Here is a 21,276-nt window from a genome sequence, read left to right as displayed (position 1 = left end):
GCGCGCTGAACCTCTAGACTCACCCACGTGCATCTCAAGACGCTGACGCTCCGCGGCTTCAAGTCGTTCGCGTCGGCGACCACTCTGGAGTTCGAGCCCGGAGTCACCTGCGTCGTGGGCCCGAACGGCTCGGGAAAGTCCAATGTGGTGGACGCCCTCGCCTGGGTCATGGGCGAGCAGGGTGCGAAGACGCTGCGCGGCGGCAAGATGGACGACGTCATCTTCGCGGGCACCTCCGGACGGGCACCGCTGGGCCGCGCCGAGGTGTCGCTGACCATCGACAACACGGACGGCGCGCTGCCGATCGAGTACACCGAGGTCACGATCACGCGCACACTGTTCCGCACCGGCGGCTCGGAGTATCAGATCAACGGCTCGCCGTGCCGGCTGCTCGACATTCAGGACCTCCTCAGCGACTCGGGCCTCGGGCGCGAGATGCACGTCATCGTGGGCCAGGGCCAGCTCGATGCCGTGCTGCGTGCGACCCCGGAGGAGCGTCGTCACTTCATCGAGGAGGCCGCAGGCATCCTCAAGCACCGCAAGCGCAAGGACAAGGCGCTGCGCAAGCTCGATGCGATGCAGGCGAACCTCACCCGCGTCACGGACCTGACCGCCGAGCTGCGCCGGCAGCTGGGTCCGTTGGGTCGCCAGGCGGACGTCGCGCGCCAGGCGCAGCGCATCCAGGTGGACGTGCGCGATGCCCGCGCACGGCTGCTGGCCGACGACATCGCACAGCTCGAGGCGCGCTTCTCGCAGGAGCGGGCCGACGAGTCCGCGCTGCTGGAGAGGCGCGCGGAGGTCGACAAGGCGCTCGGCGACGCCCGGTCGAGGCTCGCCGACCTCGAGCGCGCATCGGCCGAGGCCACGCCCGCGCTGACCAAGGCGAACGACACGTACTACCGGCTGAGCGCCATCCGTGAGAGGCTGCGCAACCTCTCGTCGCTCGCGGAGGAGCGGCTGCGGATGCTCGGAAACGCGACGCAGGAGGCGCCACCGCGCGACCTCGTCGACCTCGACGAGCAGCTGGATCGCGCCCGCGCCGCCGCCGCCGAACTCGATGCGGAGGTGACCGCTGCCGCCACCGCGCTCGAGCAGGCCGAGGCGGGCCGGCGCGACGCGGAGCAGGTGGCGGAGGAGTCCGAGCGGCATCTCGCCAACCTGCTGCGATCCGTGGCCGACCGTCGGGAGGGCGTCGCGCGCCTCGCCGGCGACGTCTCGGCGCGCCGTTCACGCGTCGAGGCGGCAGAGGCCGAGATCGGACGCCTGCGCGAGTCGCTCGCGGACGCCCAGAAGCGTGCACACGAGGCGACCACGGAGTTCCAGCACCTCGAGACGCAGGTGGCGTCCGTCGAGCAGGGCGAAGAGGACCTCGACGACGCTCACGAGGCCGCGACCGAGGAGTGGGACGAGGCCAAGGCCGCGCTTGCCGACCTCAAGGATCGACTCAACACGTCGATGCGTGAGCGCGACACGTGGGCCGCGAAGGTCGAGGCTCTCGAGCTGTCACTGGCGCGCAAGGATGGCGCAGGCGCGCTGCTCGCGTCGGGGTCCCGGTCGGTGCGTGGGACCGTGGCTGCGCACCTCGAGGTCAGCGCGGACGCGGAGGACGCGATCGCAGCGGCGCTCGGCCCCCTGGCCGACGCGCTCGCCGTGGACTCGGTCGAGGATGCCGTCGATGCGATCCGCTGGCTGCGTGACGAGGATGCGGGTCGCGCGCGGTTCCTGGTGGCGGACCCGAGCGCCAGCGTCGACAACCCGGACGTGGCGCTGCTCGGCGGCGCCGCGTGGGCGTCCGCACTGGTGTCTGGACCCGCCGGCATCGTCGACACCGTGCGCGCGCACCTGTCCGGAGTCGCCGTGGTGGACGACCTCGCCGCAGCGCGCGCGCTCGTCTCCGAGCATCGCGACGTCGTCGCCGTCACGCGCCGCGGGGATCTGCTGGGCGTCAAGAACGCCTCCGGTGGTGCGGGCGACGCCCCGAGTGTGCTGCACATGCAGGCCGCTCTCGACGAGGCCAAGCACAAGCGTGACGCGGCGTCGGTGGTGGTGGAGAGCACCACCTTCGAGATCCGCGGCGCGGAGGAGCGCGAGTCGCAGGCGCGCACCCGCCACGAAGTCACGCTCGAACGGCTCAACGACTCCGACGCGCGCATGGCTGCCGTCGCTGAGCAGCTGGGGCACCTGAACGCGTCCGCGCGGGCGGCCCGCGCTGACGGCGAACGGCTCGACACTCAGATCGCCGCCGCCCAGGAGCGCATGGCCGAGCAGTCCGCGGAGCTTGCGAGCCTCGCCGAACGGCTGGCCGCCGCGCAGGCAGAGCCCGAGCAGACCGAGGTCGACACGGCCGAGGCCCAGACGCGCCGCGACGAGGACGCGCAGGCGGCGGTGGCCGCCCGCGCCAGGGAGACGGAGGCGCGGCTGTCGCTGCGCACGTCGGAGGAGCGGGCACGTGCGCTCGCCGCACGTGCCGAGAGCCTCGAGCGCGCGGCCGTCGCTGAGCGCGACGCCCGCGCCCGCGCCGAGGAGGCCGCCCAGCGCCGCGAGCGCCAGGCCCTTGCCGCGCGTGAGGTGATCGCCGGGACCGTCGACGCGCTCGCCGCGATCGACATCGCCGTCGCTCAGGCCGATGACGCCAGGGCGGCCGCGGAGGCCGCTCGCTCCGAGCGCACCTCCGACCTGTCCGAGGTGCGCCGGGAGGTCGAGGGGCTGGCCGACGAGCTGCGCCGCCTGACCGACGAGTCCCACCGCGACGAGCTCGCTCGCGCGCAGGTGAAGGTGCGGCTCGAGCAGCTCGAGCAGCGCGCCGTCGACGAGCTCGGCATGGACCCCGCCAAACTCGTGGAGGAGTACGGCCCGCATCTGCCGGTGCCTGTGCATTCCGAGGATGGGGATGGCGACGACGACGAGCCGCGCGCTCAGCCCTACGTGCGCGACGCTCAAGAGAAGCGCCTGCGCACCGCCGAGCGCGCGATGAAGCAGCTGGGACAGGTCAACCCGCTGGCCCTCGAGGAGTTCGCGGCTCTCGAGGAGCGTCACAAGTTCCTGCAGGACCAGTTGAGCGACATCAAGAAGTCGCGTGAGGATCTCATGGAGATCGTGCGCGAGATCGACGAGCGGGTCGAGCGGATCTTCGTCGACGCATTCGAGGACACTCAAGCCCAGTTCGACATCATCTTCCCGCGGCTGTTCCCCGGCGGCGAGGGCAAGCTCGTGCTCACCGACCCGTCGAACATGCTGGAGACCGGCATCGAGGTCGAGGCTCGACCGGCGGGCAAGAAGGTCAAGCGCCTGTCGCTGCTGTCCGGCGGCGAGCGCTCGCTCACGGCCGTGGCGCTGCTCGTCGCGATCTTCAAGGCTCGCCCCAGCCCGTTCTACGTGATGGACGAGGTCGAGGCGGCTCTTGACGACGCGAACCTGGGCCGGCTCCTGGAGATCTTCACCGAGCTCAAGGACGACTCGCAGCTGATCGTGATCACGCACCAGAAGCGCACCATGGAGATCGCCGATGCGCTCTACGGCGTCACCATGCGCGGCGACGGCGTCACGACGGTCATCAGCCAGCGGCTCACCGACGAGGACGTCGCCTGACCCTGCGCTGTCCGTCCCCGGCACCGTTGAGCTACGCGCCCCCGCCGGCGACGATGCGCAGGTCGTAGTCCGCTGCGATCCCGGTGAAGTACGTCGTCACCGCGATGATCCACTGGCCTTCCGGCACCGTCTGATCGAGCAGCGGGTCGAAGTCCGCGAGCACGTCGGAGTACGGGTTGCCGTCGGCCCATGCGAGCCGGTACGGCGCCTCGTCGAAGCCCAGCACCTCGAGCACCAGGTCCTGGTCCGTCACGGTCGCGGCCTGGAGCGTCAGCCGCTGCGCCCGGTCGTTGTCGAGGCACACGTAGGTGCGTTCGCCCTCGACCGTGAGGGTGTCGCCCGGCGCGACCGAGGCGCCGTCCCCACAGACGTCCGGCGTGACGTCGGCGTGCATGCTGGTCGCCTGGCCCCGGCGGAACAGATCCGCATCGTCGTCGTAGTAGAACTCGACAGCGCCCGTGGCGCCGCCGAGCCACGCGCTCGCGGCGATCATGTACGTGCCAGGGTCCAGCTCGAGGCTCGTCTCGGGATCGAATCCGATCGCATCGTCCGCTGTGCGCACGAGCGTCGCGTCGCCGTCGCTGCTCGTGAGGTAGACGGCCATGGTGAGGTCGGGGGAGTCGACGTCCTCGGGATCCTCCGACGAGAGACCCACCTTGGCGAACACCGGCTCCTCGACCACGACGCAGGCGTAGTGCACGTCGCCCGGCGCGCTCGGGTCGAGCGTCGCCTCGGTTCCGACGGGGTCCGCCGCGACGGGCACGGGCGCGTCGTCCGCCAGCAGCGGCACCTCAGCGCCGCATGCCTCGGTCGACGGCACCTCGGCGGTGTCGATGCCGTCGTCGGGTGCGGCTGAGGTCCCTGGCTGCGGCGCAAAGGTCGCGGTGTAGAGAAGGAACGGAGGTTCCTCTCCCATGGCGATTCCCGCGACCTCGATCACGTACGTGCCGGGCTCGAGGTCGACGGTGATCTCGGGGTCCCAGTCCGGCGCGCTCGCCGCCGTGGCCAGCTCCGTCCCGGCCTTGTCGTAGACCGTGAGCTCGATCGTGTCCGTCGGCTCGAGCGCTGCGGCGCCGATGGTCACCGACGCCGCGGCGTCGAGCTCGAAGCAGGTGCGCGGCTCGGGCTGCACCACCTGGATGTCGAGGTCGATAGACTGTCCCTCGACGCCAGCGCAGCCGTCACTCGCCTCGGTGGGGCCCATGGTGGGCTCGACCGTCTCGGAGGAGCCGCCCAGCGTCACCAGCGCCGCGATCACCGTGCCCGCAGCGACCACTGCTCCTGCCGCCCAGAGGGCAACCTTCCGGCCATGCCACGCGTTGTCCATGCTGGGAGGGTAGCCGCTTGATCCCTGGCCGCCTGAGACGCTGCCGGGCGCGCCCTCCTGAGTGAATCTGAGTTGAATCTGAGTTCGATGGCGGGTCACACTCTGTCCGAAATGTTCCAAGAAGGAGACGTGATGCTCTCGTCCATGATCGGCCCGCTGTCGTTCGCCATGGTGCTCGCCACCGCCTTGATGCTGGCAGCGATGATGGCTGAAGGCCGCGGCCGTCACCTCGCGCGTCTCGTGTTCGGCCTGCGGTCGCGCCAGAGCCTTGGCGACATCCTCGAGGATGCGCCTCGCGAGGCGGGCGACTGGGAACTCGTCGCGCACGTCGACTCGACACCCGACCGGCCCGCGCCGGGCGCCCGCGCCGCGACCTGGGTCGCCGACGCTGGGACCAAGGCCTCGCGCGTCGTCGCCGAGCGCGCATCGGCCCTCGCCCGTCCCGACGACGCCGTCGAGAGCACGCCGCGCAGCGGCGAACTGGGCCTCGCACGCCAGTAGCCGCGCACCTGACAGACTGACGCCATGGACGTCTCATGGATCCCCGGTTCTGCTGACCTCGTCGTCATCGCCGTCGCCGCTGTGGCGGTGCTCGGTGGCGTCGGCGCCTATGTGGGCGGTCGTCGCAAGCGCGATGCGCCGACTCCTCGGGGCGATGCGCCCTCCGGCCCGGCCGATGCGCCGGCGCGGGAGACCCCGGCCGAGGCCTCCGTCACCACTGCGCCTTCTGACACCACTGCGCCTTCTGACACCACCGAGGCCCCCGAGTCCCCGGACTCGCGCCTGGCGCGCCTGCGGGCGCGCATCGGCGGCGGTCTGGGCGCAAGCCTGCTCGCGATCTTCTCGCGCAGCAGCCTGTCTCAGGACGACTGGGACGAGCTCGAGGAGACGCTCCTTCTCGCTGACGTGGGCGCCTCCGCGACCGACGACATCCTCGCGGGCCTCCGGTCGCGCCTGCGCGCCGAGCCGGACGGCGACCCGCGCGCGATGCTGCGCGCCGTCCTGATCGAGACGATCGACCCCGCTCTCGACCGCTCGCTGCGTCTGGCGGCGCCGGGCGCGAGCGAGTTCGAGCCCATCGTGGTGGTGGGAGTCAACGGCGTCGGCAAGACGACCACCGTCGGCAAGATCGCCCGCATGCTCGTGGCCGAGGGGCGCTCCGTCGTGCTGGCCGCCGCGGACACGTTCCGCGCCGCGGCCGCCGACCAGCTCGAGACGTGGGGAGCCCGGGTGGGCGTGCCCGTCGTCAGGTCGGACCGCGAGGGAGCCGACCCCGCGTCCGTGGCGTTCGAGGGAGCGGACCGTGCCCGCACGGACGGCGCCGATGTGCTGCTCGTCGACACCGCGGGGCGCCTCCAGAACAAGGCGGGGCTCATGGATGAGCTCGGCAAGCTCGTGCGGGTGGTGACCAAGGTCAAGGCGCCCGTCGAGGTGCTGCTGGTGCTCGACGCGACCACCGGTCAGAACGGCCTGGCCCAGGCCCGCGTCTTCGCCGAGGTCGCGCAGGTCACGGGCATCGTGCTGACCAAGCTGGACGGCACGGCGAAGGGCGGCATCGTGGTCGCGGTGCAGCGTGAACTGGGTGTGCCCGTCAAGCTCATCGGCCTCGGCGAGGGCGCCGACGATCTCGCGCCCTTCGACGTCGTGCAGTTCGTCGACGGACTCCTCGGTTCCTGAGAGGTTCCCGCTCCTCCTCACCCGCAACACACCTTTTACCGCAGCGCGGCTGATGTAACCGTACGGAAACACGGCGGAGGTTCAGAGGCAACACAACTGCGGGAGGGTGACTCCTGACTCGCCGAACGGGCGGGAAAACAAAGGAGAAGCAGAATGGATAGCGGCAACATTGCCTGGCTCCTGACTTCTGCGTCGCTCGTGTTGCTGATGACGCCTGGACTGGCGTTGTTCTACGGTGGCATGTCGCGTGGCAAGTCGGTCCTGAACATGATGATGATGAGTTTCGGCGCGATGGCAGTCGGAACGCTGGCCTGGATCACCTTCGGGTTCTCGATCTCCGCGGGCGACACCATGAACGACATCATCGGAGACCCGCTCTACGACTTCGGCCTCCAGAACGTGATGGAGGGTGGCGATGCGATGGCCATCATCTCCGCCGGTTTCGGTGCCACCTTCGCCATCATCACGGTCGCGCTGATCTCGGGCTCGATCGCTGATCGCGTCAAGTTCAGCTCGTGGCTGATCTTCGCGTTCCTGTGGGTCATCCTGGTCTACTCGCCCGTCTCGCACTGGGTCTGGGGCGACGGCTTCGCCGCCCTCCTCGGCCCCGACGGCCCGTGGTTCGCTGACCTGCCCGGCCCGTACGACTTCGCCGGCGGTACCGTGGTGCACATCAACGCTGGTGTGGCCGGTCTGGTGCTCGCGCTGGTCGTCGGCATCCGCAAGGGCTTCGGCCGCGACCCGATGCGTCCGCACAACCTGCCCTTCGTCATGCTGGGTGCCGCGCTCCTGTGGTTCGGCTGGTTCGGCTTCAACGCCGGTTCGGCCTTCGCCGCGGACAACTTCGCAGCGACCGCATGGGTCAACACCACTGTCGCCACGGCGATCGCGATCCTTGGCTGGCTGGTCGTGGAGAAGCTCCGCGACGGCAAGGCCACCTCGCTCGGCGCCGCGTCTGGTGTCGTCGCCGGTCTGGTCGCCATCACGCCGGCCTGTGCCTCGGTGGACGCCTTCGGCGCGGCCATCATCGGTCTGGTCGCCGGTGCGCTGTCCGCGCTCGCAGTTGGCCTCAAGTACAAGCTGGGCTACGACGACTCGCTCGACGTCGTGGGCGTCCACCTGGTCTCCGGACTCTGGGGCACGCTCGCCATTGGCCTCATCGCCAACGGCACCATCAACGGTGACGCCGGCCTGTTCTACGGCGGCGGCATCACGCTGCTGGGAGTCCAGGCAGCAGCTGCGGCGGTCGTCATGGCCTACTCGGCGGTTGTTACGCTGATCATTGCACTGGCCATCAAGTACACCATCGGTTTCCGCGTGAGCGAAGAGGTCGAAGTTGCAGGCATCGACTTCGCCGAGCACGGCGAGACTGCCTACGAGGAGGCGAAGTAGCCATGAAGCTGGTCACCGCAATCATCCAGCCCCACCGCGTGGACGAGGTCCGTGCTGCTCTCGAGGCCGCAGGCGTCAAGGGCGTCACGGTTTCCGAGGCCGCCGGCTACGGCCGCCAGAAGGGTCACACCGAGGTCTACCGCGGTGCGGAGTACACCGTGGACCTGGTTCCCAAGACCCGCATGGAGGTCCTCGTCGACGACGCGGATGCCGCCGTGGTGACCGAGGCGATCGTCTCGGCCGCGCAGACCGGCAAGATCGGCGACGGCAAGGTCTGGACGGTCCCCGTGGACGACGTGGCACGTGTTCGCACGGGCGAGCACGGCGCCGACGCCCTCTGATCGGTTCCGTTCACTCTCAATGAAGGACCCGATGGGCACTGCCTCTCACGGTCCGCACGCTGAGGTCCCGCACCCCCACGGGGTGCGGGACCTCAAGCGTGAACGGGCCGCCCTCGCCGATTCGCTCGTCACCGCCGGAGTCACCGGGCCGGAGCGCCGCACGGCGATCACCGAACTGATGCTCACCCGGCTGCGCGAGCACTGGGATGACTCCGAGCCGCTCGCTGAGGGAGTGGCTCTGGGCGCAGTGGGGTCGATCGGCCGCGGCGACGCGGGCCCGTGGTCCGACCTCGACCTGGTGCTGATCCATGACGGGCGCACCCACGCCACGCAGGACGTCGCGGAACTTGCGCAGCGCCTGTGGTACCCGATCTGGGACGCCGGGCTGGAGCTCGACTATTCGATGCGCTCGCTCACCGAGTGCCGCCAGGTGGCGTCGAAGGACCTCGCCGCCGCGGCCGGCCTTCTCGACCTGCACCCGGTCGCGGGTGACGCGGCACTTGCTCAGCAGGCGCGCTCGGCGATCTATCAGGACTGGCGTTCCGCCGCGCGCAAGCGCCTCCCCGAACTGCTCGCCGCGTCGCGTCAACGCGCCGAGCGTCACGGCGAACTCGCGTACCTGATCGAGCCTCATCTCAAGGAGGCGCGTGGTGGGCTCCGTGATCACATGAGTCTGACCGCGCTGTCCGCGACGTGGCTGACTGACCGACCGCACGGCGCTGTCGACGAGGCGGGCATCCACCTCAAGGACGTCCGCGACGCGATTCAGATCGTGACCGGCCGGCCCGTGAACGTGCTGGGGCGGCACATCGCTGACGAGGTGGCGGAGCTCCAGGGCTTCGATCACCCCGATGATCTGCTGGCGTCGCTCGCCGAGGCGGGCCGCACCGTCGCCTACGCCCTCGACACCACCGAGCGCGGTGCGCGCAGTGCGCTCGAGCGCTCCGGCATCGGCTCGCGGGCGTGGAAGGCGCGCCGGCGCGGCATCGCCCCGCGCCATGTCGAGGTCGCCTCCGGGCTCATCGACGTCGATGGCGAGCTGGCCCTGGCCCCGCACGCTGAGCCCGTCTCCGACGCACTGCTGCCGCTGCGCGCCGCCTCGACGGCCGCCACGACGGGACTGAACTTCTCGCCGCACCTGCTGGCGGCGCTGGCGCACACGCCTGATCTTCCTGATCCGTGGCCGGAGCAGGCCCGCGTGCACCTGCGCGACCTCCTGCGCGCGAGCCAGCACCTCATCGCCGTCTGGGAAGCGGTCGACCTTCACGGTCAGGCCGTGCGCTGGGTCCCCGAATGGGAAGGGGTGCGCAACCGTCCGCAGCGCAGCCCGGTGCATCGGTTCACGGTCGACCGCCACATGCTCGAGACGGTGGTGCTGGCGGGCAAGCACCGTCGTCACGTGGCCGACGGCGACGTGCTGCTGCTCGCGGCGTGGCTCCACGACATCGGCAAGCGCCCGGGAGCGACGAACCACTCGCTTGATGGCGCCGCGCTGATCCCCGGCATTGCTCGCAGGCTCGACCTGGCACCTGCCGCCGCACACGATCTCGAGCTGCTGGTGCGCGAACACCTCACGCTCGCGGAGCTCGCGACCAAGGAGGACCCGACCGCGCCTGCGACGGTCGCGCGGCTGCTGGACGCCGTGGAGCATCGGCTCGACCTCCTGGACACGCTGCGGGCTCTCACCGAGGCCGATGCGCGGGCCGCAGGGCCCAAGGCGTGGACCCCCTGGCGGGCCAGCCTCATCGACACCTTGACCGCCCACGCCCGGCGAGCGCTGGGCCAGTCGGACGGCCCTGGCGAGCGCGGCGTCTGAACCGGCCCGCGATCAGACGCACGGTGAGGCGCCGGGTAGGCTGGTGGCCACGCTTTCCTCGAAGGGACACCTGTGTTCGCGAACCTCTCCGACCGCCTGACCTCCACCTTCCGCAACCTGCGGGGCAAGGGCAGGCTGACCGAGGCGGACATCGACGGGACCATCCGCGAGATCCGCCGCGCACTGCTCGACGCCGACGTCGCCGTGTCCGTCGTGAAGACCTTCACGGGCAACGTGCGCGAACGCGCGCTCGGCGTCGAGGTGTCCGGCGCCCTGAACCCTGGTGAACAGGTCGTCAAGATCGTCAACGAGGAGCTCATCGCGATCCTCGGCGGCGAGTCCCGCCCGCTGCGCCACGCCAAGCACGGGCCCACCGTGATCATGCTCGCGGGTCTCCAGGGAGCAGGAAAGACCACGCTGGCGGGCAAGCTCGCTCACCACCTCAAGGAGCAGGGGCACACCCCGCTGCTGGTGGCGGCGGACCTGCAGCGACCCAACGCGGTGAACCAGCTTCAGGTGGTCGGCGAGCGCGCCGGGGTGCCGGTCTTCGCTCCGGAGCCCGGCGTCACACGCGAGGGGGAGCGCGAGCGTGGCAACCCTGTCAAGGTCGCCAAGAAGGGACTCAAGGAGGCGGAGCAGCGCCAGCACTCCGTGGTGATCGTCGACACCGCCGGTCGCCTGGGCGTCGATGCCGAGCTCATGAAGCAGGCCGCGGACATCCGCAAGGCGGTCGAGCCAGACGAGGTGCTGTTCGTCATCGACTCGATGATCGGCCAGGACGCCGTCGCGACTGCCACCGCCTTCCAGCAGGGCGTCGACTTCACCGGTGTGGTGCTCACCAAGCTCGACGGCGACACGCGCGGTGGCGCGGCGCTGTCCGTGCGCGAGGTCACCGGCCGCCCCATCATGTTCGCGTCGACGGGTGAGAAGCTCACCGACTTCGAGGTGTTCCACCCCGACCGCATGGCGGGGCGCATCCTCGACATGGGGGACATCCTCACGCTGATCGAGCAGGCCGAGAAGGCCTTCGACCAGGACGAGGCCGCCCGCATGGCGGAGAAGGTCTCGAAGGGCGAGGACTTCACCTTCACGGACTTCCTGTCGCAGATGCAGCAGCTCAAGAACATGGGCTCGATGAAGAAGATGCTGGGGATGCTCCCCGGTATGGGCGCCATGCGCGACCAGATCGAGAACTTCGACGAGCGCGAGCTGGTGCGCACCGAGGCGATCATCCAGTCGATGACGCCTCTCGAGCGCGACAACCCCAAACTGCTCAACGGCTCGCGTCGTGCGCGCATCGCGCGCGGCTCTGGCATGACCGTCGCGGACATCAACTCTTTGGTCAAGCGCTTCGAGCAGGCGCAGCAGATGATGCGCGCGATCAACGCCAACGGCGGGAACATGCCGCAGCTGCCCGGCCAGGGCGGCGGTCCCGGAGCGTGGGGCGGGATGCCCGGCGGCAAGAAGTCGAAGGGCAAGCAGGCGCCGCAGCGCAAGGTCAAGGGCAAGTCGGGCAACCCGGCCAAGCGTGCCCAGCAGGAGGCGGCCGCGAAGAACCGCACCCCCAAGCAGGCGGCGCCAGGCAGCGCCTTCGGCCTGGGCAAGCAGGAGGACTTCGATCCGTCCTCCGTCGACGCGGACCTGAGCAAGTACCTCAAGTAGTGCCCGCCCTCCACCTCACCGGGCCGGTCGTCGTCGGGGATGACGACGTCCGCGGCGAGGCGTGGGTGATCGACGGGCGCATCACGTACGAGCGCCCGCGCCACATGGGCGAGGTCACCACGGTCCCGGGCATCGTGATCCCTGGGCTGGTCGACGTCCACTGTCACGTGGGCCTGGACTCCGGCGGCGCTACCGACCGTGACCTGGCCGCCAAGCAGGCGACGGTGGACCGGGACGCCGGCACGCTGCTGATCCGGGATGCAGGCTCACCGCTCGACACGTCCTTCGTGCACACGCGCGCCGACCTGCCCCGCCTGATCCGCGCCGCACGGTTCATCGCGCGTCCCAAGCGCTACCTGCGCTACTACGCCCGCGAGATCGAACCGGAGGACCTCACCACGGTCGCCGTCGACGAGGCTCGCAAGGGAGACGGCTGGATCAAGCTCATCGGCGACTGGATCGACCGCGAGGAGGGCGACCTCACCCCATTGTGGAGCCCCGCCCAGGTGGCGGATGCGTTGGCCGCCGTGCACGCGGAGGGCGCCCGCGCGACGGTCCACGCCTTCTCGCACGAGGCGATCGGTCCCCTCTTGGACGCGGGCATCGACTGCATCGAGCACGGCACCGGCATGACCGAGGAGCACATGCGTGTCGCGGCCGCCGCCGGGATCCCCGTGGTGCCCACGCTGCTGCAGGTGGAACAGTTCGCGGCGTACGCGGACGCCGGGGATGCCAGGTTCCCGCGCTACGCCGAGCGCATGCGCGGCATGCACGAGCGTCGCTACGAGCAGGTCCGCGCGCTCTGGGAGACGGGGGTCCCGCTCCTGGTCGGCACCGATGCGGGCGGCACCCTCGGGCACGGACTGCTGCCTCGCGAGGCCGCTGAGATCGTCACGGCGGGAGTTCCTGCGGCCGATGCGGTGGCCGCCGCGAGCTGGCGTGCGCGCGCGTTCCTGGGCGCGGACTCGCTCACTGAGGGCGCGAGCGCGGACCTGGTCGTGTACCGGCGGGACCCGCGCGCCGACATTGCCGAGCTTGCCCATCCGGCGCACGTCGTGCTGAGGGGCGTGGCGGTCGGCTGAACTGAGCCGGGATGAACCCGCGGGTGTGCTGAGGATCGTGCCGAGCACGATGACAAAGGCCGGGAACGCGGGGGATACTGGCGACGTTCGTCCACCGACGGCGAACCCAAGGGAGACACGTGACAGCGATGACGACGGGCCCGCGCGCCCGCACTGCCGAGCGCCGGGGCTGGTGGATCGACGGCCTCGAGGCCGCCATCTGGCTCGCGTGCGCGTGCGGCATCGCACTCATGATCGCCTCCGGCGGTCTGCTCGCGGAGACCGCGACGGACTGGTTCTACACCCTCGGGCGTGCGCTCGGGATCGTCGCCGCAGTGCTGATGATGACGCAGGTGCTGCTCGCCTCACGCGCGCCGTGGGTGGAGCGCGCGATCGGTCACGACCGTGCGATCGCCCGGCACACCCGCATCGGCCCCGTCGCCATCGTCCTGCTGTTCGTGCACCTGGCGCTGATGACGGGCATGACGGGCATCTACGACGGGCGCTCATTCGTGGAGCAGTCGCTGTCGTGGTCGAACTACGGCTGGTTCATGCTGTTCGCGCAGATCGCCGCAGCCGCCTTCCTCATCGTGTTCGTGACCTCGGTCGCAGCAGTACGGCTGCGAGTGCCGTACGAGCGCTGGCACGCGGTGCACATGCTGGTGTACGTGGGTGTCGCGTTCGCCGTGCCCCACCAGTTCCTCGAGGGATCCACCTTCCGGTCGGGCGGTCTCGCGTGGTGGTTCTGGGCAGCCCTATGGACCGCGTCCATCGGCTCGTTCGTGGTGTTCAGGCTGATCCGTCCGCTGGTGCTGCTGCGGCGCCACGGGCTGACGGTGGAGTCGGTCGACGCCCGTCCCGACGGTTCCACGACCGTCACTCTCACCGGGCGCGACCTCGCGCGGCTGCGCGCCAGCGCCGGTCAGTTCTTCCTGTGGCGGTTCCTCTCGCCGGGGCTGCGCACCCAGTCGCACCCGTACTCGCTCTCGGCAGCGCCGGGCGACCGCCTTCGCATCACCGTGAAGGCCTCGGGGGACGGCTCGGCACGGGTGCGAGCTCTCGAGCCCGGGACCCGCGTGCTCGCGGAAGGACCGTTGGGCGTCTTCACGCACGCGACGAGGACCCGGGAGTCGCTGCTGCTGGTCGCGGCGGGCATCGGCGTGACGCCCGTGCGCTCGATGCTCGAGGCCGCCCCCTCGGGGGACGACATCACCGTGGTGATCAGGGCGCGCTCACGGGACGAGGCGCCCCTGCTTGACGAGGTGGAGGCGCTCGCTGCGGAACGAGGGGCACGCCTCGAGGTGCTGCTCGGTGCTCGCGGCGACACGTGGGGCACCCTCGAACAGCCGGCCGCGGTGCGGGAACTCGTGGACCGGCCGGGCGACACGGACGTCTACATCTGTGGCCCGCGACCGTGGGCGCTGGCGGTTGAGGCAGATGCGCTGGCCGCGGGGGTTCCCCGCGACGCGGTGCATCGCGAAGAGTTCGGGTGGTGACGGCATGAGAGCATCTCGGTCAATCATGGTGGGCGGGGCGTCCGCCGTCATTCTGACGGCGGGGTGGGTCGCAGCGCCCGATGCGGTCGAGCAGACGCAGGCGCAGCCGGGTGCCGATGACCCCTGCGCAGAGGGCGGAACGGGCGCGGCGCTGCGCGTCGCGGCCGACGACGACCGCGACATCGATCCCGACTCCAACTCGGGCCGCGGCAATTCCGACGACTCTCTCGAGGAGCGCGAACGAGACGACGATCCGAGCGACGACGATCAGGACGAGGACGCACCCGTCGAAGGCGGCGTGCCGTCAGCATCTCCTGCGCCCCCAGCGGGTGGGGGCGAGGAGTGCGGCGACGTCATCGACGGACCGGTCGTGACGAACATCCGTGGTGACTACCAGGTGCGGCTGCACATCGTCGACGGCGTCGTCGTGGACGTGGAGTTCCCCGTCGCGGGAACCGAGGCGGCGGAGTCGCGCCAGGTCAACGCGATGGCGCTGCCGGTGCTCGAAGAGCGCATTCTCGAAGCGCAGAGCGCCGACGTCGAATACGTGTCCGGCGCCAGCTACACGTCGCCCGCGATGGTGGAGTCCGCGCAGGCGGCGTTCGACGACGCCGGGCTCTAGCGCATGAGCGCCTCCTGCACGGTCACGGCGATGACCATGGACTTCCGCCTGGAGGCGGAGGGCGACGTCTCGCCAGAGGCGCTCGAGGTGGTGATGAGTCACGTCGAGTCCGACCTGCGGTGGGTCGACGAGGTCTTCTCCACCTATCGAGAGGACTCGTGGATCTCGCGCCTGTCGCGGGGAGAGTGCGGGGTGGCTGATGCGCCGCCCGCCGTGGCCGAGGTGCTCGACCTGTGCGAGCGGTTCCGCGACGAGACCTCGGGAGCGTTCGACGCGCGCAGTCCTGCGGGCGCGATCGACCCGACCGGCGTCGTCAAGACCTGGGCGATGGAACGGGTGCGGTGGAGGCTCGGGCTGCTCGGGGCGACCGGGTGGCTATGGGGATGCGCGGGCGACGTCGTCGTCGACGGCCGTGGGCCTGCCGACGGCGGCTGGCGCGTGGGGATCGCGGATCCGCGCGCCGCCGCCGCAGAGACGTCCGTCGCGCCGATGGTGAGCGCGACGGTGCTCGATGCGCGCGCATCGGCGCTCGCCACCTCCGGCGACGCCCACCGACCGGGCCACATCTGGGACCCCCGGACGGGCACGCCGGCGACGCACTACGCGCAGGTCAGCGTGCGCGGCACCGACCTGATCGCGTGCGATGCCTGGGCGACCGCGATCGTCGCCGGGGGGAAGAAGACTCTGAAGCTGGCTCTCGATCACGGTGTCGACGTGATGGCCCTGCGCACCCTCGAGGGGAAGGTGCACGCGCAGTCGAGCCCCGGATGGGAGCGCAGGCGGGCGTGATGCATCATTCTCAGTCTTGCGCTAGATTGGCGGGCACACGGCTGAGCCGAGGGGAAATCGATGGCAACGATGAACACTCCCCGGCGGGCATGGGTGCTCGCTGGCGCGTTGGTGCTTGCAGCATGCGAGCCCGCCGCGGTGGATGGCGCGCCCGCGCAGGCGGAGCTCCAGACAGACGTCTCGACGGCGGCTGACTCGTCAGCGCTCGACGCTGCCGAAGGCGCCGGAGACGCCAACGACACCGCAGACTCAGCCTCGGCGCTCGTGTCTGAGGGCCTTCAGCATCTCGTGGCGATGTCCGGACAGCCGGGTGAGGATGGCGCCCTGGGCGCCGGATGTGCGGACGAAGAGGCGGAGACCCTGCCGGACGGCGACTGGTACGCGTTCGTGGTCGACTACGACGAGTTCCGGGTGACGGTGGACGTCGCGTGCGTCTACGGTCCCGGAACAGAGCAGTTCGAGGCGTATGCCGCGACCCAGACCGACGAGGACGAGCACGGCGTGCTCGCCAACCACGTGGTCAACAACGACGTCATCCATGAGCGCACGTTGCGCATCGCCGCCGGCGCGGACGCCTACCTGGCGTCAACCCAGTGGGAGCCGATCACGGCGGCGGGCTTCCCGCAGGCCACGAACGGACCCGACTCGGGCGATCACCGCGGCGTGTGGCTGCGCCTCGAGGGCGGCGTCGTCACGGCAGTGGTCCAGCCGTACATCGCAGGAGTCGCCGCGGGCTGACGGTCGCCGTTGCTCGCACGGCAACGGATCTGGCACAATAGGGGGCTGGTCGTAGCGGCCCTCTACCCGCCACGGCTATTCGTCTTGCCAGCACTCGTTGCCCACCTTTCCCCGGGCGTCGAGCGCCGGCTCACACCGAATACACAAGGAGAAGCCATCATGGCTGCAAAGATTCGTCTCAAGCGCTTTGGCAAGAAGAAGGCCCCGTTCTACCGAGTCGTCGTGATCGACAGCCGCGCCAAGCGCGACGGTCGCGCGATCGAGGAGATCGGCCTCTACCACCCCCTCGCGAACCCCTCGGTCATCGAGATCAACTCCGAGCGCGCGCTGTACTGGCTCGGCGTGGGCGCCCAGCCCTCCGACCAGGTCCGCAAGCTGCTGACGCTCACGGGCGACTGGGGCACGTTCAAGGGCGAGAAGGACTCGAAGAGCACCGTCGAGATGCCCGCGGGCAAGCTGTCGCCGGACGAGCAGATCCAGGCCAACGCCGATGCCGCTGAGAAGCTGAAGGCCGAGAAGGCTGCCGCTGACGAGAAGGCGAAGCAGGAGGCCGATGCGGCCGCCAAGGCTGAGGCCGATGAGGCTGCGAAGGCGGAGGCCGAGAAGGCGGCCGTCGCCGACGCCGCGCCCGCCGAGGACGCTGCCGCCGCAGCGCCCGCGTCCGATGAGGCCACCGGGCCGGCTGAGCCGGAGTCCGCTTCCGAGGACAAGTAGCGATGGTCGTCGACGCGCTGGAGTTCCTGATCAAGAGCATCGTCCGCAACCCGGACGATGTCACCGTCACGGAGCGCGATGGTCGCCGCGGCACCACGCTGAACGTCGTCGTCAACCCGGATGACCTTCCGCGCGTGATCGGCCGCCGTGGCCGCACCGCGACGGCGATCCGCACCGTGATCGACGCCATCGCCCGCGATGACGTCCGCGTCAACATCGTCGACGTCGACTAGCGCCACACCCGCGATAAGGGCCTCTGCCGGGCACTGCTTGAATCCAAGCCGTGCGGCAGGGGCCCTTTCGCGTAGCCGGGCGGGGTCAGCGCTGGTGGAAGTACCGCGACGCGGGGGCGGTGGTCAGCAGTATCAGGATGAGCAGTGACCAGGCGATCGACACCAGTCCCTGCGGCAGAGAGTAGCCGTCGATCTGGACGATCGCGAAGACGTCGAGCCCGATCCGCAGCACCATCAGCGCCATCACCAGGAACCGGGAGAACCGCGAGCCACGGAACAGCCCGATTCCCACCAGCAGGATGATCACGCCGAGAGCGACGGCGGTCCACCCATAGGCCTGCGCATCGTCCGCCGTCGTGTCCACGTCGCCGAGGACGTCGGCGTCACCTGCGGCCCACAGCCACATCGCGCCCACAGCGAACGTCGCCAGGGCGTTGAGGAGCACCAGGACTCCGACGAACGCCACACTCACCGGCATGCGACCGATCCCTTGCCTGTCCTTCGTCATCGCCGTCACCGCCCTTCGAGATGGAACGTGACTCCACGCTACTGCGCGGCGCTGCCGTGCGCGCGGTGGCCGTACCCTGGGTGCCATGAAGCTGACTGTCGCGCGCATCGGCCGTGCCCACGGATTGAAGGGAGAGGTCAGCGTCGAGCTGCACACCGACATCCCCGAGGAGCGACTCGTGCCGGGCGAGGCGCTTGAGACGGAACCGGCCACCGCGGGGCCCCTCACCGTCGAGTCGGTGCGCACCCAGTCCGGTCGGTGGTACGTCCGCTTCGGCGAGGTCACCACTCGCGAAGGCGCGGATGCCGTGCGCGGCGTGGAACTGGTCATCGACGCCGAGGAGTCGGACGAGGACGACGCGTGGTTCGTCCACGAACTCGTGGGTCTGGCGGCGGTGCGCCCCGACGGAGAGAGGCTGGGCGAGGTCGTGGACCTGCTCTCGATGCCCGCCCAGGACCTGCTGGTCATCAGGCAGCCAGACGGACACCGTGCGATGGTGCCGTTCGTCGAGGAGTTCGTGCCTGAGGTCGACATCGACGCCGGCACCGTCACTCTCACTCCGCCGTACGGGCTGCTCTCGGGCGAGACTCCCGAGGCCACCGGCGAGACCCGCGGAGCGAACTGACCGTGCGCATCGACGTCCTGACGATCTTCCCCGAGTTCTTCCAGGTGCTCGACGTGTCCCTGCTGGGCAAGGCCCGCCAGGCGGCACTCGTCGAGACGCACGTGCACGACCTGCGGGACTGGACCCACGACGTCCACGGGACCGTGGACGACGCGCCCTTCGGCGGCGGCGCCGGCATGGTCATGAAGGCCGATGTGTGGGGCGCGGCGCTCGATGACGTCCTCCAGCCCGGCGCGCACCTGGTGATCCCCAGCCCGGCCGGCACGCGGTTCACCCAAGGACAGGCCGCGGAGCTCGCCACCGAGAGTCAGCTGGTGTTCGCGTGCGGTCGCTACGAAGGCATCGACGCCCGCGTCGCTCAGCACTATGCCGATGCGGGATTCGGCGTGAGCGAGGTGTCGCTCGGCGACTATGTGCTCAACGGGGGAGAGGTCGCGGCCTTCGCGATGATCGAGGCGGTCACGCGGCTCATCCCTGGCTTCATGGGCAACGCGCAGTCGATCGTCGAGGAGAGCCACTCCGATGGCCTGCTCGAGTACCCCAGCTACACCCGGCCCGCCTCGTGGCGCGGTCTCGACGTGCCCGACGTGCTCCTGAGCGGTCACCACGCGAAGATCGCACAGTGGCGACACGACCAGCAGGTGGAGCGCACACGCGAGCGACGCCCGGATCTGCTGGCCTAGGAATCGCGCCGCGGCCCGGCGCTGCCTGTGGCATAATTGCTCCTCGGTGCGTGCGGCGCTCTTGCCTGCCACAGGGGGTCGAGCGAAATCCGCTGCGCACAGCAACCATCAGATGCCGCAAGGCAGATACCGTGCAGGACCTGTGGCGTGTGCGAGGAGAAGAATCTCATGCAGAAGCTTGACCACATCACCGCGGGCCAGCTCCGCGACGACGTGCCGGACTTCCGTCCCGGTGACACCGTCAAGGTGCACGTGAAGGTCGTCGAGGGCACCCGCTCGCGTATTCAGATCTTCCAGGGCGCCGTCATCGGCCGCCAGGGCCAGGGCATCGGCGAGACCTTCACGGTCCGCAAGGTGTCGTTCGGCGTGGGCGTCGAGCGCACCTACCCGGTGCACACCCCCACGATCGACCACATCGAGCTCGTGAGCCGCGGCGACGTCCGCCGCGCGAAGCTGTACTACCTGCGCGACCGTCGCGGCAAGGCCGCACGCATCCGCGAGAAGCGCGAGAACTGACATCAGCGACACCGAGGGCGCACCGGCGGTAGGGCAGCAGCCCTCCGCCGGTCGTCGTCTGTGGGGGTGGGGCAAAGAGCTCCTCATCATCGTGGTCAGCGCCCTCGTGCTGTCGCTGGTGCTCAAGACCTTCTTCTTCCAGTCGTTCTGGATTCCCTCGGGTTCCATGGAGCCCACGCTCCAGCTGAACGACCGCATCCTGGTCACCAAGTGGCGCCCCGGCGTGCTGGACCTGCGCCGCGGCGACATCGTGGTCTTCAAGGATCCGGGCGGCTGGCTCGATCCGGTCGACGACTCTGACGACACTCCGCTCGAGTCCGCAGGCAAGACCATCCTGACCTTCACCGGCCTGCTTCCCGAGGATGCGGGAGAGCACCTGGTCAAGCGCGTCGTGGGGCTCCCCGGCGAGACCATCGAGTGCTGTGACGACGACGGACGCCTCCTCGTCGACGGGGAACCGCTGGACGAGGACTACCTCGTCGAGGGCATCGCGCCGTCCGACACTGAGTTCTCCACCACCGTGCCCGCCAACTACGTCTGGATGATGGGCGACAACCGCCCGCACTCCGCGGACTCCCGCGCCCACCAGGGCAACCCCGGCGGCGGCTCGGTGCCGATCAGCTCGATCGTGGGCACCGCCTTCGTGACCGTCTGGCCGCTCCAGCAGTGGCAGACGCTCGGCAACCCTTACGAGAACCCGGACGCCGTCGAGGACTGATGCCAGTCTCGCTGTCGCACGAGGCGTCGCTGTGGGACGCCGGTGCCACCGTGGTGGCCGGGATCGACGAGGTGGGCAGGGGAGCGCTGGCCGGCCCGGTCTCCGTCGGCGTGTGCGCGGTCGCCCGATGCGACGCGTGGCCCGAGGGCCTCGCGGACTCCAAGGAACTCACCTTGCCCAAGCGGCTCGCGATGGCCGATGCGCTCGTCGCCTTCGCGGGGACGGGCTTCGGTCTGGCGAGAGCGGTGGGCCACGCCAGACCCGCTGAGATCGATGAGCACGGCATCATCGCTGCGCTCCGGCTCGCCGGCATGCGCGCGCTCAGCACGATCGCCGATGCCGGCGTCACCGTCGACGCGGTGCTGCTCGACGGCAAGCACGACTGGCTCACCCCGCCGCCGGCGACCCTGTTCGAGGACTCGGCGCAGGTCGACGACGCCGTGAGCGCATCGGCCACCGTGCTCGTTCCCCCCGTCACGATGGTGATCAAGGGCGACGGGCTGTGCGCGTCGATTGCGGCGGGCTCCGTCATCGCGAAGGTGGAGCGGGACGCCATCATGACCGCTGCTCACCGCGACCACCCCGAGTACGGCTGGGACTCGAACAAGGGCTACGGGGCGGCGAGTCACCTCGACGCGATCCGTGCACTCGGGCCGACGCCGCTGCATCGCCGCAGCTGGCGACTGCCTTCCTAGCCGCCCACGTTCCCGTCGCCCGCGACGCACCGAGACTCCCAGTGCACGGGGAGTCCCGGTGCGTCGACAGCGGCG

Annotated in this window: 21 protein-coding genes; 19 read left to right on the top strand and 2 right to left on the bottom strand. The window is 70.1% G+C overall.

Annotation, left to right across the window (positions count from 1 at the left end; all coding sequences use genetic code 11):
* Nucleotides 1-27 precede the first annotated feature (27 nt).
* The gene (gene smc, locus AOP72_RS08375) at nucleotides 28-3,588 is read left to right on the top strand and encodes a chromosome segregation protein SMC (protein ID WP_062134947.1); all 3,561 of its coding nucleotides are present in this window, start codon (nucleotides 28-30) and stop codon (nucleotides 3,586-3,588) included.
* A 31-nt stretch (nucleotides 3,589-3,619) separates the two neighbouring features.
* Here the strand turns inward: smc and AOP72_RS08370 are convergent, their stop codons facing one another.
* A complete protein-coding gene (locus AOP72_RS08370; RefSeq protein ID WP_152650309.1) occupies nucleotides 3,620-4,915 on the bottom strand; it encodes a hypothetical protein in 1,296 nt (431 codons plus the stop codon).
* A 129-nt stretch (nucleotides 4,916-5,044) separates the two neighbouring features.
* On the opposite strand from AOP72_RS08370, the gene AOP72_RS08365 reads away from it, so the two are divergent.
* The 13 genes from AOP72_RS08365 to AOP72_RS08305 all read left to right on the top strand — a co-directional run bounded on the left by AOP72_RS08365 (nucleotide 5,045) and on the right by AOP72_RS08305 (nucleotide 17,456).
* Nucleotides 5,045-5,416, top strand: a complete 372-nt coding sequence (locus AOP72_RS08365; RefSeq protein ID WP_152650308.1) for a hypothetical protein — start codon at nucleotides 5,045-5,047, stop codon at nucleotides 5,414-5,416.
* 24 nt (nucleotides 5,417-5,440) lie between these two features.
* Complete coding sequence (ftsY, locus tag AOP72_RS08360; protein WP_062134937.1) at nucleotides 5,441-6,592, top strand: signal recognition particle-docking protein FtsY; 1,152 nt, start codon at nucleotides 5,441-5,443, stop codon at nucleotides 6,590-6,592.
* A 153-nt stretch (nucleotides 6,593-6,745) separates the two neighbouring features.
* Nucleotides 6,746-7,984: an ammonium transporter gene (locus tag AOP72_RS08355; protein ID WP_062134934.1), complete on the top strand. Its 1,239-nt coding sequence runs from the start codon at nucleotides 6,746-6,748 to the stop codon at nucleotides 7,982-7,984.
* A gap of 2 nt (nucleotides 7,985-7,986) precedes the next feature.
* Nucleotides 7,987-8,325, top strand: a complete 339-nt coding sequence (locus tag AOP72_RS08350; RefSeq protein WP_062134931.1) for a P-II family nitrogen regulator — start codon at nucleotides 7,987-7,989, stop codon at nucleotides 8,323-8,325.
* A gap of 31 nt (nucleotides 8,326-8,356) precedes the next feature.
* Complete coding sequence (locus AOP72_RS08345; protein WP_238581644.1) at nucleotides 8,357-10,141, top strand: [protein-PII] uridylyltransferase family protein; 1,785 nt, start codon at nucleotides 8,357-8,359, stop codon at nucleotides 10,139-10,141.
* 72 nt (nucleotides 10,142-10,213) lie between these two features.
* A complete protein-coding gene (gene ffh, locus AOP72_RS08340; protein ID WP_062134923.1) occupies nucleotides 10,214-11,803 on the top strand; it encodes a signal recognition particle protein in 1,590 nt (529 codons plus the stop codon).
* Nucleotides 11,803-12,885 (top strand): amidohydrolase family protein, encoded by a 1,083-nt coding sequence (locus AOP72_RS08335; protein ID WP_062134920.1) that lies wholly within the window; start codon nucleotides 11,803-11,805, stop codon nucleotides 12,883-12,885. The genes ffh and AOP72_RS08335 overlap by 1 nt, the downstream gene beginning before the upstream one ends.
* Nucleotides 12,886-13,013: 128 nt before the next feature.
* Nucleotides 13,014-14,360 carry a ferredoxin reductase family protein gene (locus AOP72_RS08330; RefSeq protein WP_062134917.1) on the top strand — a complete coding sequence of 449 codons (1,347 nt, stop codon included), beginning with the start codon at nucleotides 13,014-13,016 and terminating at the stop codon, nucleotides 14,358-14,360.
* A gap of 4 nt (nucleotides 14,361-14,364) precedes the next feature.
* Nucleotides 14,365-14,982 carry an FMN-binding protein gene (locus AOP72_RS08325; protein ID WP_152650306.1) on the top strand — a complete coding sequence of 206 codons (618 nt, stop codon included), beginning with the start codon at nucleotides 14,365-14,367 and terminating at the stop codon, nucleotides 14,980-14,982.
* A 30-nt stretch (nucleotides 14,983-15,012) separates the two neighbouring features.
* Nucleotides 15,013-15,771, top strand: coding sequence for an FAD:protein FMN transferase (locus AOP72_RS08320; protein ID WP_062134912.1), 759 nt, complete (start codon nucleotides 15,013-15,015; stop codon nucleotides 15,769-15,771).
* Between the two features lie 60 nt (nucleotides 15,772-15,831).
* Nucleotides 15,832-16,509, top strand: coding sequence for a hypothetical protein (locus tag AOP72_RS08315; protein ID WP_152650305.1), 678 nt, complete (start codon nucleotides 15,832-15,834; stop codon nucleotides 16,507-16,509).
* A gap of 159 nt (nucleotides 16,510-16,668) precedes the next feature.
* Entirely contained in the window at nucleotides 16,669-17,223 is a 555-nt protein-coding gene (gene rpsP / locus AOP72_RS08310; RefSeq protein WP_062134906.1) for a 30S ribosomal protein S16, read from the top strand.
* A gap of 2 nt (nucleotides 17,224-17,225) precedes the next feature.
* A complete protein-coding gene (locus AOP72_RS08305; protein WP_062134901.1) occupies nucleotides 17,226-17,456 on the top strand; it encodes a KH domain-containing protein in 231 nt (76 codons plus the stop codon).
* Nucleotides 17,457-17,541: 85 nt separating this feature from the next.
* On the opposite strand, the gene AOP72_RS08300 is transcribed toward AOP72_RS08305, so the two are convergent.
* Nucleotides 17,542-17,934: a DUF7144 family membrane protein gene (locus AOP72_RS08300; RefSeq protein ID WP_152650304.1), complete on the bottom strand. Its 393-nt coding sequence runs from the start codon at nucleotides 17,932-17,934 to the stop codon at nucleotides 17,542-17,544.
* A gap of 115 nt (nucleotides 17,935-18,049) precedes the next feature.
* Here AOP72_RS08300 and rimM point away from each other — a divergent pair, with 115 nt between their 5' ends.
* The 5 genes from rimM to rnhB all read left to right on the top strand — a co-directional run bounded on the left by rimM (nucleotide 18,050) and on the right by rnhB (nucleotide 21,201).
* Entirely contained in the window at nucleotides 18,050-18,589 is a 540-nt protein-coding gene (gene rimM / locus AOP72_RS08295; RefSeq protein WP_062134897.1) for a ribosome maturation factor RimM, read from the top strand.
* Nucleotides 18,590-18,591: 2 nt separating this feature from the next.
* Nucleotides 18,592-19,272, top strand: a complete 681-nt coding sequence (gene trmD / locus AOP72_RS08290; RefSeq protein ID WP_062134895.1) for a tRNA (guanosine(37)-N1)-methyltransferase TrmD — start codon at nucleotides 18,592-18,594, stop codon at nucleotides 19,270-19,272.
* Nucleotides 19,273-19,440: 168 nt separating this feature from the next.
* Nucleotides 19,441-19,788: a 50S ribosomal protein L19 gene (gene rplS / locus AOP72_RS08285; protein ID WP_062137053.1), complete on the top strand. Its 348-nt coding sequence runs from the start codon at nucleotides 19,441-19,443 to the stop codon at nucleotides 19,786-19,788.
* A 91-nt stretch (nucleotides 19,789-19,879) separates the two neighbouring features.
* Nucleotides 19,880-20,506: a signal peptidase I gene (gene lepB / locus AOP72_RS08280; RefSeq protein ID WP_062134893.1), complete on the top strand. Its 627-nt coding sequence runs from the start codon at nucleotides 19,880-19,882 to the stop codon at nucleotides 20,504-20,506.
* A complete protein-coding gene (gene rnhB / locus AOP72_RS08275) occupies nucleotides 20,506-21,201 on the top strand; it encodes a ribonuclease HII (RefSeq protein ID WP_062134889.1) in 696 nt (231 codons plus the stop codon). The genes lepB and rnhB overlap by 1 nt, the downstream gene beginning before the upstream one ends.
* The last annotated feature ends 75 nt before the right edge of the window (nucleotides 21,202-21,276 follow it).

It is taken from the genome of Demequina aestuarii (genome assembly GCF_000975095.1).
Lineage (GTDB): Bacteria > Actinomycetota > Actinomycetes > Actinomycetales > Demequinaceae > Demequina > Demequina aestuarii.
The sequence above is the reverse complement of the archived record's forward strand: the minus strand, read 5'-3'. Positions and strand labels throughout refer to the sequence as shown.